The following is a 16284-nucleotide window of genomic DNA, read 5'->3' as shown; positions in this document are numbered from 1 at the left end:
GTTGGCGTTAAGCTATATCCAGTCAATTCCGGTCAATAACTATGCTTTGGGTCAAACTTGAGCAATCTGGTCCGTGAATCGTTTTACAGCGCCGCCCGTTGGGAGTAATCTTGCCCCTCGTCGATTTTCGACCTGCATGGACATGCAATTGGCGTCGCACTATGGCAAGGCCAAGGCTCCGGACAGGGCCACTGGGCTAACATGTAACAGGTTAAGGTGCTCACACCGTGGCTACAGAAAAACAAAATCATAATCTTCGGACAATATTGACCTTTATCGTCCCGTCTCTCATTGGCCTTCTGCTGTTTATGACCCCCATCAGCTATCAGGATGCCATTACCATTCCTATTGCCATCATCGCCAAGGCACTGCAAAACGCCCTGAGTGACAGCGCAACAGCATTGGTGACAGCCCTGGTGGTGCTGACCACAGCAGCTTCGATTCTGGCCAGGTTATTCAAGCCCGCCTTTGTAACCGGAAATGGATTCCTCAGCGGCCTGCTGCTTGTCAGCCCCATGTGGTTTGTTATCAGAATTCTCGGCGCAATATTCATTGTCATGACATTTGCCGGCATGGGTCCGGAAGCAATTACTTCCGGCAATACCGGTGGTTTGGTACTGAATGATTTATTGCCGGTACTGCTAAGTGTGTTTATTTTTGCCGGTTTATTGTTACCCCTGCTGCTGAATTTTGGTCTGCTGGAACTCTTGGGCGCTCTGCTGACCAAGATCATGCGCCCGGTGTTCAACCTGCCCGGCCGATGTGCCATCGATTGCATGGCCTCCTGGCTTGGTGATGGCAGCGTAGGCATATTGCTCACCAGCAAACAATATGAAGGCCGATTCTATACTGCCCGTGAAGCTGCGGTAATTGGCACCACATTCTCTGCCGTATCCATTACCTTTTCGCTGGTGGTGATTTCGCAGGTGAAGCTGGAAGCCATGTTCGTACCTTTCTACCTGACAGTATGTCTGGCAGGCATAGTGGCGGCCATTGTGGTGCCAAAACTGCCACCACTGCGCTGGAAGAAAGACAACTATATCGATGGCAGTCCACGCCACCCCGACGATGAAGTCATCCCCGCTGGCCACAGCGCTCTGAGTTGGGGTTATGACCGGGCACTTGCCAAAGCTGCCAGCAGTGGCAGTGCAAAAGAGACCCTCATCGAGGGGATTAAAAATGTGGCCGATATGGTGCTGGGCATACTTCCTGTGGTTATGGCCATTGGTACCATGGCACTGATTGTGGCTGAATACACCCCGATTTTTGATTATCTGGGAATGCCCTTTATTCCACTGCTTGAACTGCTGCAAATCCCCGAGGCGACCGCTGCCTCCAAGACCATTGTGGTGGGCTTTGCCGATATGTTTATTCCCTCGATTCTGGCCGCCAGCATTGAGTCAGATATCACCCGCTTTGTCATTGCGGCTCTGTCAGTCACTCAGCTTATCTACATGAGTGAAGTGGGTGCCCTGCTGATTGGGTCACGCATTCCGGTCAATCTGCCTGAATTGTTCGTGATTTTTATTCTGCGTACCCTGGTCACTTTGCCGGTTATTGCGGGAGTCGCGCACCTGCTGTTCTGACCCAAAGTCAGCGGTGAAAAAACCGGCGTTTCAGGCCGGTTTTTTCTTAGCTGAAACTCGCATGTTTTCAATCAGCTTCTACACTTTAACTACTTATTCAAAGGGTTTCTTGTGTGAAGCTGACCAAATCCGCTCTGCTCATTTTTTGCGGCGTCTTGTATTGCGCCCAAGCGTACGGTTATAAACCGACGTTTCAGACGTTGGAGGCTGAGCATGGTCTGTCGATGAACACGGTCAACGATTTAGTCACCGATGAGCGGGGCTTCCTATGGATAGCAACTCAGGCAGGATTGAATCGTTACGATGGTCAGTCTTTCCGGGTCTACAGCTCACATGACTCGCCCAAGAGCCCCTCTGCCAACGATATTACCGCTCTGTATGTGTCAGCCAAAGGGGAACTGTGGCTACTAACCGAGAATGCCGGTTTGAATCGCTATCACTATGACAGCGACGATTTCTCGATTTTTGGTGCCGAAGCCGGCATTCCAGATGTAAGCTTCAGTGGCATCGCGGAAGATGCCGAGGGCAATCTGTGGCTTGCCACCAGCAAATCCGGCGTACTGGTATTTTCGCCTTCAACGGGCAAAGTCATCCGCACACTCGACAGCCTCTCAACCCCCGCACTCATCGACCAGCATATCAGCGCACTGGTGTCAGATAAGCTTGGCGGGTTCTGGCTGAACACTCCTACGGGTATTTCCCACATCAGTCATGATGGCAAGCTGAGCAAGCCTGAACCACTTAACGGCATAGACGCAACCAAGATCAAAGCCACAACCCCCGGTTACCTGTGGCTGGGTACGCCGGACAGGGGGCTTTTCAGATACGACAGTGAGACTCAAACGCTGCAAAGTTATCAGCAGTATTTTCCCACCGGTATGCTTACCGATACCATTACCGATATTGTTCAAGACTCTGCCGGTACACTGTGGATTGCCACAGCCGGCAGCGGGTTGGCACAGCTGGATCCCAACCAAAATACGGTGAAAATTCACGGACACTCCCCCAGCGACCATCTCAGTCTAAGCAGCCAAAACCTTACCCGCTTATGGCCGGATCTGAATGGACTGCTGTGGATAGGCACCCGCAATGCCGGTGTATCCAGGCTAATGCTTAGCGCGTCAAGTTTTGGCCATGTCGATGGTCAGACATTCTCTGACAATAATCTGCAAAACATCGATATAAGAAGCATTTTTCGGGATAGTCAAAACCAGCTTTGGATAGGTTCCACCGGCGGATTGGTCAGGGCTGTCGAAAAAGACGGCCAGCTTACAGGTTTCAAACCACATGGTTTACCGTTCTCAGGTCTCGATCAGGGATTTATCAGTTTCATTGATGAAGATGATGATGGCAATCTGTGGATTGGTACCCGGGGGCTTGGGCTTGTCATTGCCAATGCACAGCGCAGCTCTGTTGAACATTTTCAGTCAGATCCCGATGACAGCACAGGCCTGCCAAGCAACACTCTGTACAGTTTGTTCCGCGATAGTGATAAGAATTATTGGGTAACTACGCTCGATAGCGGCATCAGCCGCATAAACAGAGCAACAGGGACCTTTGAATCCATCGACCGTTATGGCAGCAAACAGCTTCCTGAAGATCAGGTAACGGGCATGGCCGAAGATAGCCAGGGCAACCTTTGGATATCTACCTATGGCGGCGGCCTGGCGAGACTGGACAAGCAAGGCAGCGCACGCCATTTCAATATCAATTCATCCCCTGCTCTGCCCAGTAACCACCTGTTCTCCATCCATTTTGATACCAACAATAACTTATGGGTCGCCTCTGACAATGGCGTGTTTTCTATCAACACCCAGACATTGGCGTTACAGCACTACTCTCAGGAAAACGGCCTTATTGGCAATGTGGCATACCTGTCAGTCCTGGATAAACAGCACCGGCTTTGGGTGGGAACGTCAACCGGTCTTAGCATAATAGATACCCGGGACGGCAGCCTGCGCAGTTTCACCAAGGAGGATGGCTTACAGGACAACGAGTTTAATTTTGGTGCTGGCTTTATCGATAAAGATGGCAGTGTTTATCTTGGTGGTATCAATGGTTTTAACCATGTAAATCCGAATGAACTGCCTCAAAGACGGGCTCCTTTCCCGCCTTTGATTACGCATTTTTTATTGCTCAATCAATCCACCCCCATGGAGCCCCTGACTCACATCGAAAACGGCTCCCCCATGCTGCAACTCAATCATAAACAAACGCTGTTTTCTTTTGGTTACCAATCACCTGCACTGGCAGACAGTAAACAACTGGTTTACCAGTACCGCATGCAGGGGTTAGACAATAACTGGATCAGGGACTTTAAAGGGCAATTGGCAAGCTTTACCGGGCTGTCCCCCGGTCGCTATCGATTTGAAATAAAATCCACCAACATCGATGGTCAGCACAGCCCAATCACCGCACTCGATATTGAAATCGCTCCCGCGCCCTGGCAAACCTGGTGGGCTTATAGCTTATATGCCTTGAGTCTGCTCTCCGTTCTGGGCGTCTTTGTGTATATGAGTCTGTCAAAATACCACTCAAAAATGGCGATGCTGAGTAAAATAGCGGTCAGCGAACAACGGCTTCAGCAAGCACTATGGAGCAGCGGGGACGAATTCTGGGACTGGGAAATTGACCAAAAACGCCTGACCCGTTCCAACAGTTTTATGCTGTACCCCGAGCACGAATCCGACCTTGAGGACACATTGAAATCAGTCATTCATCCAGACGATTTGCAATTGACCAAAGAGAGCATTGATAACTGTCTCTATCGGGGAGAGGACGAGTTTGAAATAAGTTATCGGGGCCGGGTAAAAGACGATAAATGGTTATGGGTGCTCAACCATGGCAAGGTGATTAGCCGCGATGAACAGGGACGCCCCAATCGCATTATGGGCACCATTAAAAACATTCAGCGTCTCAAAGAAGCAGAAGAAGCACTGCGCAGTTTCAATGCCGAGCTTGAACACAGGGTCGCAGAGCGAACCCGTGAGCTTTCCCAAAAAAACGATGAGCTGAAAGAAACACTTGAAGAATTGAGTCAGGCCCGGGATGAACTGATTGATAAAGAAAAAATGGCTACCCTTGGTGGCCTGGTTGCATCCATTACCCATGAGGTCAATACCCCCATTGGCATTTCAGTCACAGCAGCTTCGCATTTGGAAGACAGAGTCCGGGAGTTCACTGCGGCCTTTGAAAATGGTGAAGCCGATGAAACCGACTTCATTCAATATCAACAAGAGATCAACGATTGCTGTAAGCTGATACGCACTAATCTGGAACGCGCCTCCAAACTTATCAGCAGCTTTAAAAAAGTATCAGTGGATCAATCACACGAAGAGCTGCGCGAGTTCGACCTGAGCCAGTATGTGGATGAAATATTTGTGTCACTCAATCCTTTGCTTTCCCGCTCAGGGCATCATTACAGTTATGAATGCCAGCCTAATCTCTATATCAACAGCAATCCGGGCATTTTCTATCAAATCATCAGTAATCTGTTTAACAACTCCATCATCCACGCCTTCCCGCAGGGAAAGTCCGGGAATTTAACACTGACAATAAAGCGCTCAGAAACGGGAATTACAATCGATTACCGTGATGACGGCTGCGGCATGAGTGAAGACGTGAAAAACCGGATATTCACTCCCTTCTTTACCACCAAACGAGGCAAAGGCGGCAGCGGCCTGGGGATGAACATCGTTTACAATCTGGTGCATCAGGTGCTGGAAGGTAAAATAAGCCTGCAAACTGCCCCTGGGGAAGGTGCACATTTTACAATTGAACTTCCCTGCCAGATACTGGCCCCTTCATCTGACGGCATTTGCATTTAAACACCAGCCCTTTCAGTTAATCAGCACAGCGCCGACTGTCATCACTGTGTCATTTCCATGTCATATCAAGATCATGCCAAAGGCCTAGACTGCCTGCATCTAAGGTGTCTGGAGTCACTATGGTTCAATTCTCAAAGCCCCGCCGAACACGGCCCGGCGGCGCACTGGGCACTTTTCACTGCCTGTGGATTTCCGACCTGCACCTTGGCACCCCTGACTGCAAAGCTGAAGCGTTGCTGAGCCTGCTATCGTCTTACCATTACGACAAACTGGTGCTGGCGGGCGATATTGTCGACCTGTGGGCGCTGAAGCGGCGCAGCTACTGGCCGGAAAGTCACAAAAAAGTGCTGGAACTGCTGCTGATGCTGGCCGGACAAGGGGTTGAAATTGTCTACGTGCCGGGTAATCACGACGAATGGTTCCGCCGCTTTGAGGGCGGACTGCTTCGCGGTATCCATATCAGTGCGTTTCACGACCATGTAAGCCGTCAGGGCCTCAAAGTTCGGGTTATCCATGGCGATCAGTTTGATGCTGAAATCGCTATTGGCCGCTTCCATGCCCGTCTGGGTGACAAACTCTATGACCTGTTGCTGTGGTCTAACCGAGCCCTGCACAAAGCCCGTAGGCACCTGGGTTTGCCCTACTGGTCACTGGCTGGCTACGTGAAATCACGGGTGAGCAAGGCTCAGGCGGCCATTGGCAAATACCGCGATGCCGCACTGCGTTACTGCGCCGCCGAGGGCTGCGACATGGTGGTGTGTGGCCATATCCACCAGCCAGCGCTGGCTGAAAGCAACCAGCGCATTTACGCCAACACAGGTGACTGGGTGGAAAACACCACCCTGATTGCCGAAACGCAACAGGGCAACTTCCAGCTGCTGCGGTGGAACCACGGTGCCCATCGCCTGGAGCTTGAACAGGAAATCCTGCTCGCCACCAAGACCCCTCGCCGGGTCGCCTGATACGGGAACCGTCATGATATTTACCGTTGATAATCTGATAGACAACCACCTGCCCAAGCTCTCAGGCAAAAGCTGGCTTAAGCGTCCGGTCAGCGCGGCCCTCAAATACCTGCTCCATGAAGAAGAATGTAACCGCATCGCCACTGAGTTCGGTTTTCTGCGCGGCGTGGACTTTGCCGGCGCAGTGCTGGAGACACTGAATTTCAGCTTCAGCGTGCCCGATGCCGACATAGATAACATCCCCCGCAAAGGCCGGGTGGTGATTTTTGCCAACCATCCCATAGGTTCACTGGATGCGCTGGCAATGATCAAACTCATCGGAGAGCTTCGCCCGGATATCAAGGTCGTGGCCAATGAAATCCTGATGGCGATCGAGCCGCTGCACCCGATTTTACTGCCGGTACGCAACATGGGTGGCGGCACGCCGAAACAGCATTTGGAGGCCATTCACCGTCATTTGCAAAACGAAGGCGCACTGCTGATATTCCCCGCAGGGGAAGTGTCACGTCTGCGCCCGAACGGGGTGCGCGACACCCGCTGGCAATCCGGTTTCTTAAAAATCGCCCAGGCCTGCGATGCACCACTGCTGCCCATGTATGCCGATGCGCGCAACTCCGCTACTTTTTACGGTACCTCCATGATTTACAAGCCACTTTCTACGTTGCTGCTGGTCAAGGAGATGTTCCGCCAAAAACAGCGCACCATGCCTATGCGCATTGGTGAACTGATTGCGCTCGATACCCTGAGAGCCAACGACTTTGACCGCACCACCATGGTGAGCCTGCTGAAAAACCATTTATACCGCATCGGCAAAAACCGCCCACCGCTGTTTCGTACCCAAAGCCCCATCGCCAGGCCCGAGTGCCGGGCCGAGCTGAAAGCGGCGCTGGATGAATGCGAGCGTCTGGGTGAAACCGCCGATGGCAAAGGCATTTACCTCTACCGCCACAAAGGGGCCAGCCCCATCATGCGCGAGATTGGCCGCCTGCGGGAAGTGGCATTCAGAGCCGTAGGCGAAGGCACCGGCAAGCGCCGCGATATCGATGCCTTCGACAGCCACTATTTTCATCTGGTGCTCTGGGATGGCGGTGCGCTGGAGATAGTGGGCGCTTACCGCTTTGCCTGCGCCGCCTCTTTGCATCAGACTCAGGGCAGTCAAAGTCTGTACAGCCAAAGCCTGTTTGATTACACCGACGCCTTTGCCCCCTGCTTTGCCCAGGGTCTGGAACTTGGCCGCAGCTTTGTGCAGCCCAAATACTGGGGCAAGCGCAGCCTGGATTATCTCTGGTTTGGCATCGGCGCCTTTATTGCCCGCCACCCCCAGTATCGCTACCTGTTTGGCCCGGTTTCCATCAGTGGCCAGATGCCGCTGGCAGCAAGGGAGATGCTGGTACATTTCTATCAGCACTTTTATGGCACAGCTGAGCCCATGGCACGCGCCAAACAGCCATTTCGTATCTCGCTGGAGCGACGTGAAACCCTGGATAGTCTCTATCAGGGGCTCAGCGAAGATGAGGCTTTCAAGCGCCTTAAGCATACCCTGTCGGGCATGGGAGTGGCAGTACCAACCCTGTACAAGCAGTACAGTGACCTGTGCAGCGAAGGCGGCGTGAGCTTCGCCGATTTCGGTGTCGACCCCGACTTTAACCACTGCATCGACGGCCTGGTGCGGGTGGATTTAACCAGGCTGAAGCCGAAGAAACATGAACGCTATATTGGTGCTCATCAGCAATGCGCACAGAACCCGTGTGGGTCGAAAACAACCCAAGCCTGACTCGCGCATGTGCAAGGAGTCTGATATACCTAGAGAAACGGGATTTCTCGGGAATGGGTTATGGAACTGAACATCGCCGATATCATGATCACCCGCTTGGTGACCATCGAAATGGACGACCGCCTGGTGCTGGTTAAGGAAATCTTCGATCAGGCGAGTTTTCATCACCTGCCGGTGGTGGATGAAGACGGCAGTCTGGCCGGCATGTTGTCGGAGCGGGATCTGCTGCGCGCCATCAGCCCTCACATTGGTGCCATCGGCGAGACCAATCGCGATCAGGAAACGTTGCAAAAAAGGGTGCATCAGGTCATGACCCGCGAGCCTGTGACCATTGCGCCCCACAAGTCGTTGGATGACGCCAGCCTGTCGATGCTGGAACACGGTATAGGTTCACTGCCGGTTCTGGAAAATGGCAAGCTGGTCGGCATTATCACCTGGAAGGATTTGCTCAGGGCATACAGCCATCTTGGCCGTCGCCCCTGAGCATTCTGTTCATATTTTTACATAATTTGTCAAAACCCATTCACGCCCGCCCGCAAGGCCATTCACAACCTTTTCCTATAGTGGACGCATCAAAAAAACGGAGATGCGTCCATGTCACACCCCAGTCAATCCACCAAGGAGAACAGAAGCCGGGAGCTTAAGGGCTTAGGCTTTATTGTTTTCCTGCTTTTTCCAGCACTTACTGTCACCTTCATCAGCCTCTACGGATTGGCGCTCTGGGTTTTCCAGGCCGTCACCGGTGTTGCACCCCACTGATCATTGAGGATATTGCATATGAAATGGTTCTCTTCTTTATGGCAAACCCTCGGTAAGCCCGCACTCTCCCTGAGTCTGGGCTTTATTGCCATCAGCGCCTTTATCATAGGTATCGTGTTCTGGGGCGGCTTTAACACCGCGCTGGAAGCCACCAATACCGAAGAATTTTGTATCAGCTGCCATAGCATGGAAAGCAAGCCCTATCAGGAACTGCAACAGACTGTGCATTGGTCAAATCACTCTGGCGTACGTGCCACCTGCCCAGACTGCCACGTGCCCCACGACTGGAGCCGCAAAATCGCCCGCAAGATGGAGGCGTCCCACGATGTGTGGGGCTGGCTGTTCCAGACAGTGAATACCGACGAAAAATTCGAGGCCAAGCGTCTTGAAATGGCGAGCCGCGAGTGGAAACGTTTCGACAGAGACAACAGCCTTGCCTGTAAAAACTGTCACGATTACAAGTCGATGAAATGGGAAACTATGTCACAGCTGGCGCAAAAGCAAATGAAACGCGCCGCCGAAATCGACCAGTCCTGTATCGATTGTCACAAGGGCATTGCCCACCAGCTGCCCGAGATGGGCACAGCCCGTGCGCCTGAGCTGATTGCCGAAGTGGGCAGCGGCGTAACCCCAAGTGTGGGCGAAAGCTACTTCAGTGCCCTGACCAAGCCTTTATATCTTGATGCCACCACCTCCGAAGAAGCGGGCACCCTGAACGTGGCCACCAAGGTCAAGGTGCTGGAAACCAGCGGTAAGCGGGTGAAAGTTGCCATCGAAGGCTGGCGCAAGCGTGTGGGTGCAGGACGGGTGATCTACTTCGACTTCGGGGTCAACATCCTCTCGGCTCAGCTGTCACTGGACGCCGCCAAAACGCCGGATCTTATCCGCACCTTTGAAGAAAAACAGGACCCCATGACGGGCCTGATGTGGGAGCGAATTGAGGCCGATATCTGGACCGATGCCGACTACCTGCTTGGCGACATAGCCCCGCTGTGGAGCTACGCCAAAACCACCTACAGCAGCAGTTGCAGCGTGTGTCACACCCAGCCGGAAGAAGCCCACTTCGATGCCAACACCTGGCCGGGCATGTTCCAGGGCATGCTAGCCTTCGTCAACATGGATCAGGACACCCAGGCGCTGGTACAGAAGTACCTGCAGGAACACTCAGCCACCTTTAACAAAGATGCCCACTAAGGGGAGACATGCAGATGAAAAGACGTGATTTTTTGAAGGGCCTGATGTCAGCCTCCTGTATGGCCATCGGCGGCACCAGTCTGTTAAGCCCACTCAATGCACTGGCTTCACCACGGAGCCGTGACGAATGGCTCACCACCGGCAGTCACTTCGGCGCCTTTAAAATTCGCCGTAAAAACGGCGTGATTGCCGAGGTTAAGCCCTTCGAGCTGGACAAGTATCCAACGGATATGATTAACGGCATCAAGGGCCTGGTGTACAACCCATCCCGTATTCGCTATCCCATGGTCAGGCTCGACTTTTACAAGAACGGCCACAAGAGCAATACAGCTGAGCGCGGCGACTTCCGCTTTGTGCGGGTGACCTGGGACGAGGCGCTGGAGCTTTTCAAAGCGTCGCTGGATGAAATCCAGACCAAGTATGGTCCAAGCGGCCTGCACGCCGGCCAAACTGGCTGGCGCGCCACCGGTCAGCTACATTCTTCCACCAGCCATATGCAGCGCGCGGTAAGCATGCACGGTAACTTCGTCAAAAAGGTGGGCGACTACTCTACCGGCGCCGGCCAAACCATTCTGCCCTATGTGCTCGGCTCCACTGAAGTGTATGCCCAGGGCACATCCTGGCCGCTGATTTTGAAAAACACCAAGACGCTGATTTTGTGGTCAAACGATCCGGTGAAAAACCTGCAGGTGGGCTGGAACGCAGAGACCCATGAGTCCTATGCTTATCTGGCAGAGCTCAAAGCAAAAGTGGCCAAGGGGGAAATCCGGGTCATCAGTATCGACCCGGTGGAAACCAAAACCCAGGCCTACCTTGGCTGCGAGCGGCTGTATATCAACCCCCAGACCGACGTAGCCATGATGCTCGCCATCGCTTACGAGCTGTATCAGCAAAAGCTGTATGATGCCGAGTTTGTGAAGGGCTACAGCCTGGGCTTTGAGAACTTTTTACCTTACCTGCTTGGCAAAACCGACAACACTCCCAAGACACCTGAGTGGGCCGAAGCCATCTGCGGCGTGAGCGCAGCAACCATTCGCGACCTCGCCAGGGTGATGGTGAAAGACCGCACTCAAATCATGATGGGCTGGTGTATCCAGCGCCAGCAGCACGGCGAGCAGCCATACTGGATGGCAGCAGTGCTGGCCACCATGATTGGGCAAATTGGTCTGCCCGGCGGTGGTATCAGCTATGGTCACCACTACTCCAGCATCGGCGTGCCGGCTACTTCGGCGGCCGCCCCCGGCGCCTTCCCCCGTAACCTCGATGAAGGTAAGAAGCCGCTGTTCGACAGCAACGACTTCAAAGGCGCCAGCAGCACCATTCCGGTGGCGCGCTGGGTGGATGCCATCCTCGAGCCCGGCAAAACCATCGACGCCAACGGCAGCCGGGTGACTTACCCCGATATCAAGATGATGGTGTTCTCGGGCAACAACCCCTGGAACCACCATCAGGACAGAAACCGCATGAAGCAGGCGTTCCGGAAACTGGAAGCCGTGGTCACCATAGATGTGAACTGGACCGCCACCGCCCGCTTCAGCGATATAGTGCTGCCCGCCTGCACCACGCTTGAGCGCAACGATATCGACGTGTACGGCAGCTACGCCAACCGCGGTATTCTGGCAATGCACAAGATGGTAGAGCCGCTGTTTGACAGCCTGTCCGATTTTGAAATTTTCACCCGCTTTGCCGCGCTCCTTGGCCGCGAGCAGGAATACACCCGCGGCATGACAGAGATGCAGTGGATTGAGCAGCTGTACAACGAGTGCCGTGAGGCCAACAAGGCCAATTACCCAATGCCGGATTTCGCTACATTCTGGAAAGAAGGCTATGTGCACTTTGGTGAAGGTGCAGAGTGGACCCGCCATGCTGATTTCCGCGCCGACCCTGAAATCAATCCGCTTGGCACGCCATCGGGCCTGATTGAAATCTTCAGCCGCAAGATTGCCGCCTTTAACTACGATGACTGCCCCGGCCACCCCATGTGGATGGAGAAAAAGGAGCGCAGCCACGGTGGCCCCGGCAGCGATAAGCACCCCCTGTGGCTGCAATCCTGTCACCCGGACAAACGCCTGCACTCACAAATGTGCGAAAGCGAAGAGTACCGCGCTACCTACACAGTCAAGGGTCGCGAGCCGGTGTACATCAGCCCCGAAGATGCCAGGGCGCGCGGCGTGAAAGACGGTGATATTGTGAGGGTATTCAATGACCGCGGTCAGCTGCTGGCCGGCGCCGTGATTTCCAGGCGCTTCCCCAAAGGGGTTATCCGTATTCACGAAGGCGCCTGGTATGGCCCCGTGGGCAAGGATGGCAGCAAAGAAGGTGGCAGCGAAATCGGCGCCCTTTGCTCCTTTGGCGACCCCAACACCCTGACCATGGATATCGGCTCCTCCAAACTGGCGCAGGCCTGTGCGGCCTACACCTGTCTGGTGGACTTTGAGAAATATGTGGGCAAGGTGCCCGAGGTCAGCTCATTCACAGGCCCGGTGGAGGTTAGTCTGTCATGAATAATATGTCTCAGTCCGAACCATTTGCCGCAGGCGAAATGAATGCCATCCGAGCTTCAATATGGCAACTGCTAAGCTCGCTCTTCGCCAAAGAACTGACTCGTGAGCGCATTATTGAGCTTGCTGGCGCAGCCGACTTTTGGTTGAGTTTTGCCCATGAGGAGGCGCTGAGCCAAGCCGCCGCACAGATGGCATCGGCCTTGACTGATGCCAGTCAAGCTAAGGGGGATGAGGCCCGTCTTGAGCTTGCCGCCGACTTTTGCAGCGCCTTTTTGCAAAACGCCGAGCACTGCGCCGCGCCTTACGCGAGCCTGTATCTGGGCGATGCTGGCAAAACAGATCGGAATGAGACAACGAGTTATGATGCGGAGAGTCATGATAAGACCGCCAAGAGCCTTTACGGCGAGAAACATCAGCTGATGGTTGATTACCTGCGCTCGGCAGGCCTTGGCCTTGCAGCGGATTTTCGCGAGCCAAGCGATCATCTGGCGGTGATCCTCGCGCTGATGGCGCACCTGTGCACATCGGCAAACGAGGAGAGCCAGCGGGCGTTTGTTGAAAACGCCATCTTAAGCTGGCTGCCTGAGTTCAATGCAAGGCTTGGCAAGCTCAAGCTTGAAAGCCCGCTCTATGGCGCCCTTGGCGATTTTACCCTCGCCTGGGCCAGGCTCGATACTGAGCTTTTGCAAGGTTGAGCGACATCCTCCCGAGGTCTGTCATCAACCATTGAACCAGCCGATTCACCCGGCTGGTTCAATCATGGGCCTGAGTCAATTGCTAACCTTGAGCCAATCAGTCAGCACCTGCAACGATGCCTGCCAAAGCGCTTTGAGTTCTGGCAGGCGTTTTTCTTGCCACTGTGCTTCGGTTAGTCCGCCGCTTATCAGCGCCTTTTCCAGCTCAGCCGCCTCCTGAGTCAATGCTTTCAACCCCATGCTGGCACTGGCACCTTTCAGGCTATGCAGCCGGGATTGCCGTTCAGGTTTCGCCGCACCGTTCTCAAAGGCCGCAAACTGCGCCTCACTTGATGAAGCAAACTGCTGTGCCATTTCATCCAGCGTGTCGCGACCAAGAATATCCAGATCCAGCTCAAGCTGCTCAATATCCAGAAGCCCCGAGGAGCAAAGGCCGTCCTGCACAGCAGCTTCCGTTACTGGGGCAACCAATGAAGCATCAACGTGGGTAACTTCATTTGGGGACGCATCAGTTTGGGATGCATCCCCCAGCCAATTGCCCAAGGCCTTAAGACTCAATGGCTTGGCAAGCACAGTCTGTATGCCTGCCTGCTGATAGCCCACCACTGCCTCGGTATCGACCTGCGCGGTAAAGGCCGCAACCTGCATGTCTGGCGGCAGCAAAGACAACAGGCTGCGACCATCGCCATCCGGTAGCTGCATATCCAGCATCAGGGCATCGAATTGCTCTGCAGCAAGCAGCCGCCTGGCTTCAGCCAAATCCCGCGCCCAGGATGCATCGTGCCCAAGGGTGGCGAGATACCCACGGGCCACCAGCGCATTCACCTGATTGTCCTCCACCAGCAGTACCCGCCTGTGCGGCACAGCAACGAAGGACTGCGCTCTAGCCTCTGCCGGGGCATCGCAGTGAACCAACGGCAGACTGAAACTGAAGCAACTGCCAACGCCTTGCTGGCTTTCTACCCGAATACCTTGATTACAATCTTCCGCGCTCGTCGTGCCAGCCATCAGGCAAACCAGCTCTCGGCTGATGGCAAGTCCAAGCCCGGTGCCACGGGCCCGCCCCTGCACTTCGCCGGTCTCATAAGGAATAAACAACCGCTGGCGGGTGGCCTCATCCATGCCCACCCCTGTATCGGTGACACTGAAGTGCAGATACTGCCCGCCGACACTTACCTGAAGCACCACAGAGCCACGCTCGGTAAACTTAATGGCGTTCCCCAAAAGATTCAGCAGCACTTGCCTGAGTTTGGGGCCATCGAGGCTGACATATTGCGGTATATCGGGTGCCAGCAGTTCGAGCCGCAACCCCGCGAGACTGGCACCGGCCAACATCAGGCTCATCACGTCATTCAACAGCCGCGGCAGATCCAATGGCGCGGCCTGAGCCTTTAGCTGACCTTTTTCGAGCCGGGAGAAGTCGAGGATGTCCGACAACAGGGTTTGCAGCAGAATGGCGCTATAGCGGGATAAGCCCAGCAGCTGATGCTGAGGCTCAGTGAGCCGTTTATCTTTATCAAGCAGCTCCAGTGTGCCCATTAAGCCATTGAGCGGTGTGCGAATTTCATGGCTCATGGTGGCAAGGAAGCGGCTCTTGGCCTGACTTGCATTTTCCGCCGCCTCCCTGGCACTGGCAAGCTCGGCGGTGCGCTCTATCACTTTGACTTCCAGCGCCGCCTTGTGGCTGGCAAGCTCACGGGCACTTTCTTTGAGCTCACCGGAAAGCTCCTGATTACGGATGGTTTTTGCTTTAAAGGCCTCTATGGCTTCTGCCATGGCTGTCAGCTCATCATCGCCATGGGGGTCCAGGCTTATGTCAGTATTGCCCCGTGCCAGACTGTGCATGGCGGCGGTTGCTTCCCCAAGGCGCACCGCTATACCCCTGTAAATCACCCGATAAGACACCAACAATAGAAGAAGCAACATGGCAAGGCCGGTGCCCCACAGCCCGATACCCGCCCAGGAGAGTTGACGCAAATAATCGGTGCGGGCTTCAAGCGCCTTGTTTCCCTGGGTTTGCAGCGCCCTGTCCAGCCGCTGACTAAGGCCAAACAGCTTATCCTGCAGCAGTTGCTGTAATGAATTGACCGACTGATTGGCGACTAGAAACTCGGCTCTGAGCTTAAGCATCTCGCCTACACCCAGCAGAAGTCGGGCTTCCTTTTCAAGGGATGCCTGACGCACAGGATCGCGAACCAACTGGCTGACACGCTTAAGCGGCCAGAGGCTATTTTCAACCGTATAATCTGTTGAGCGCTCCCCCAGAATATCACCAAGGGGCAGCCCCGAGTCGGCCGCCTCATCGGCAAGCTCGGCCACCAGCGCAATGCGGTTGATAAGTGATAACGCCCGCTGCAACTGGCTTTGAATATCCAGCTCTGTTTCTATGATGTCATCAAGCAGACGGGCACTGCGAGCCTGCCCGGCCTGCTGTGGATAGGCCTGACTGAGCTTGGCCAAAATGGCAGCATCAACCACCGCCAGCTCGGCCTGAACCAGTTCTCGGGCATGGGAGCTGGCGATGGCAATACTATTGGCACGCCCGGTAAGAGTGCCAAGCAGTGCAAGCTTACGCCCCACCCTATTTCCCAACTCCGCCATGGCAGCGACGATTTCACCTGAATCGCGCCCAAGAGTGTTGGGAGCATCCACGCCAAGACTTCTGAGTTTTTCTGCCGCATTCAACAGCTTGCTGGTTTCTACGGACAGTTTTCGACCTATTAAATCCCGCTGGTTTTCTTCACTTACCCTGGCAAGCAGCTGGGTATTCTCAGTCAGCGCAGAAGCCGATTGCACCAACTGCCGCGCCGCATCCGACGCTGGCAAGGAGCGCTCGTACAGCATATGGTCAGCCTGCTTCACCCATTGCAGACTGACAGAGCCCAAACTCACCAGCAACAACAACAGGGCCGCCAATAACACAAAGGCCAGAATAAGTCGTCCGGACAAGCTGGAGAAGGACAATGCAGGAGGGGTCACAGGC

General features: G+C 54.3%; 10 protein-coding genes. 9 read left to right on the top strand and 1 reads right to left on the bottom strand.

All coding sequences use genetic code 11. The features are described 5' to 3' along the window. Positions 1 to 227 precede the first annotated feature (227 nt). The 9 genes from ABYK60_RS00705 to torD all read left to right on the top strand — a co-directional run bounded on the left by ABYK60_RS00705 (position 228) and on the right by torD (position 13301). Positions 228 to 1586, top strand: coding sequence for a YjiH family protein (locus tag ABYK60_RS00705; protein ID WP_372869882.1), 1359 nt, complete (start codon positions 228 to 230; stop codon positions 1584 to 1586). A 113-nt stretch (positions 1587 to 1699) separates the two neighbouring features. Continuing rightward, positions 1700 to 5413: a two-component regulator propeller domain-containing protein gene (locus ABYK60_RS00700; protein ID WP_372869880.1), complete on the top strand. Its 3714-nt coding sequence runs from the start codon at positions 1700 to 1702 to the stop codon at positions 5411 to 5413. 119 nt (positions 5414 to 5532) lie between these two features. After that, complete coding sequence (locus tag ABYK60_RS00695; RefSeq protein ID WP_372869878.1) at positions 5533 to 6375, top strand: UDP-2,3-diacylglucosamine diphosphatase; 843 nt, start codon at positions 5533 to 5535, stop codon at positions 6373 to 6375. Then, positions 6326 to 8149, top strand: a complete 1824-nt coding sequence (locus ABYK60_RS00690) for a GNAT family N-acyltransferase (protein ID WP_372869876.1) — start codon at positions 6326 to 6328, stop codon at positions 8147 to 8149. The genes ABYK60_RS00695 and ABYK60_RS00690 overlap by 50 nt, the downstream gene beginning before the upstream one ends. A 60-nt stretch (positions 8150 to 8209) precedes the next feature. Continuing rightward, positions 8210 to 8632 (top strand): CBS domain-containing protein, encoded by a 423-nt coding sequence (locus ABYK60_RS00685; RefSeq protein ID WP_372869874.1) that lies wholly within the window; start codon positions 8210 to 8212, stop codon positions 8630 to 8632. 111 nt (positions 8633 to 8743) lie between these two features. Beyond that, the gene (locus ABYK60_RS00680) at positions 8744 to 8908 is read left to right on the top strand and encodes a periplasmic nitrate reductase, NapE protein (protein WP_372869872.1); all 165 of its coding nucleotides are present in this window, start codon (positions 8744 to 8746) and stop codon (positions 8906 to 8908) included. 18 nt (positions 8909 to 8926) lie between these two features. Beyond that, positions 8927 to 10102, top strand: a complete 1176-nt coding sequence (torC, locus tag ABYK60_RS00675; RefSeq protein WP_372869870.1) for a pentaheme c-type cytochrome TorC — start codon at positions 8927 to 8929, stop codon at positions 10100 to 10102. Positions 10103 to 10116: 14 nt separating this feature from the next. Then, on the top strand, positions 10117 to 12606 hold the full coding sequence (torA, locus tag ABYK60_RS00670) for a trimethylamine-N-oxide reductase TorA (protein ID WP_372869868.1): 2490 nt from the start codon (positions 10117 to 10119) through the stop codon (positions 12604 to 12606). Next, on the top strand, positions 12603 to 13301 hold the full coding sequence (gene torD / locus ABYK60_RS00665) for a molecular chaperone TorD (protein WP_372869866.1): 699 nt from the start codon (positions 12603 to 12605) through the stop codon (positions 13299 to 13301). Before torA ends, torD begins: the two co-directional genes overlap by 4 nt. 75 nt (positions 13302 to 13376) lie before the next feature. Here the strand turns inward: torD and torS are convergent, their stop codons facing one another. Further along, positions 13377 to 16280: a TMAO reductase system sensor histidine kinase/response regulator TorS gene (gene torS / locus ABYK60_RS00660; protein ID WP_372869864.1), complete on the bottom strand. Its 2904-nt coding sequence runs from the start codon at positions 16278 to 16280 to the stop codon at positions 13377 to 13379. Positions 16281 to 16284 lie beyond the last annotated feature (4 nt).

Source organism: Shewanella sp. (assembly GCF_041630135.1).
Classification (GTDB): Bacteria; Pseudomonadota; Gammaproteobacteria; order Enterobacterales; family Shewanellaceae; genus Shewanella.
The sequence above is the reverse complement of the archived record's forward strand: the minus strand, read 5'-3'. Positions and strand labels throughout refer to the sequence as shown.

Coding starts and splice junctions, on each gene's coding strand:
- ABYK60_RS00695 (WP_372869878.1), top strand. CDS start 5,533: ATGGTTCAATTCTCAAAGCCCCGCCGAACACGGCCCGGCGGCGCACTG.
- ABYK60_RS00685 (WP_372869874.1), top strand. CDS start 8,210: ATGGAACTGAACATCGCCGATATCATGATCACCCGCTTGGTGACCATC.
- ABYK60_RS00680 (WP_372869872.1), top strand. CDS start 8,744: ATGTCACACCCCAGTCAATCCACCAAGGAGAACAGAAGCCGGGAGCTT.
- torC (WP_372869870.1), top strand. CDS start 8,927: ATGAAATGGTTCTCTTCTTTATGGCAAACCCTCGGTAAGCCCGCACTC.
- torA (WP_372869868.1), top strand. CDS start 10,117: ATGAAAAGACGTGATTTTTTGAAGGGCCTGATGTCAGCCTCCTGTATG.
- torD (WP_372869866.1), top strand. CDS start 12,603: ATGAATAATATGTCTCAGTCCGAACCATTTGCCGCAGGCGAAATGAAT.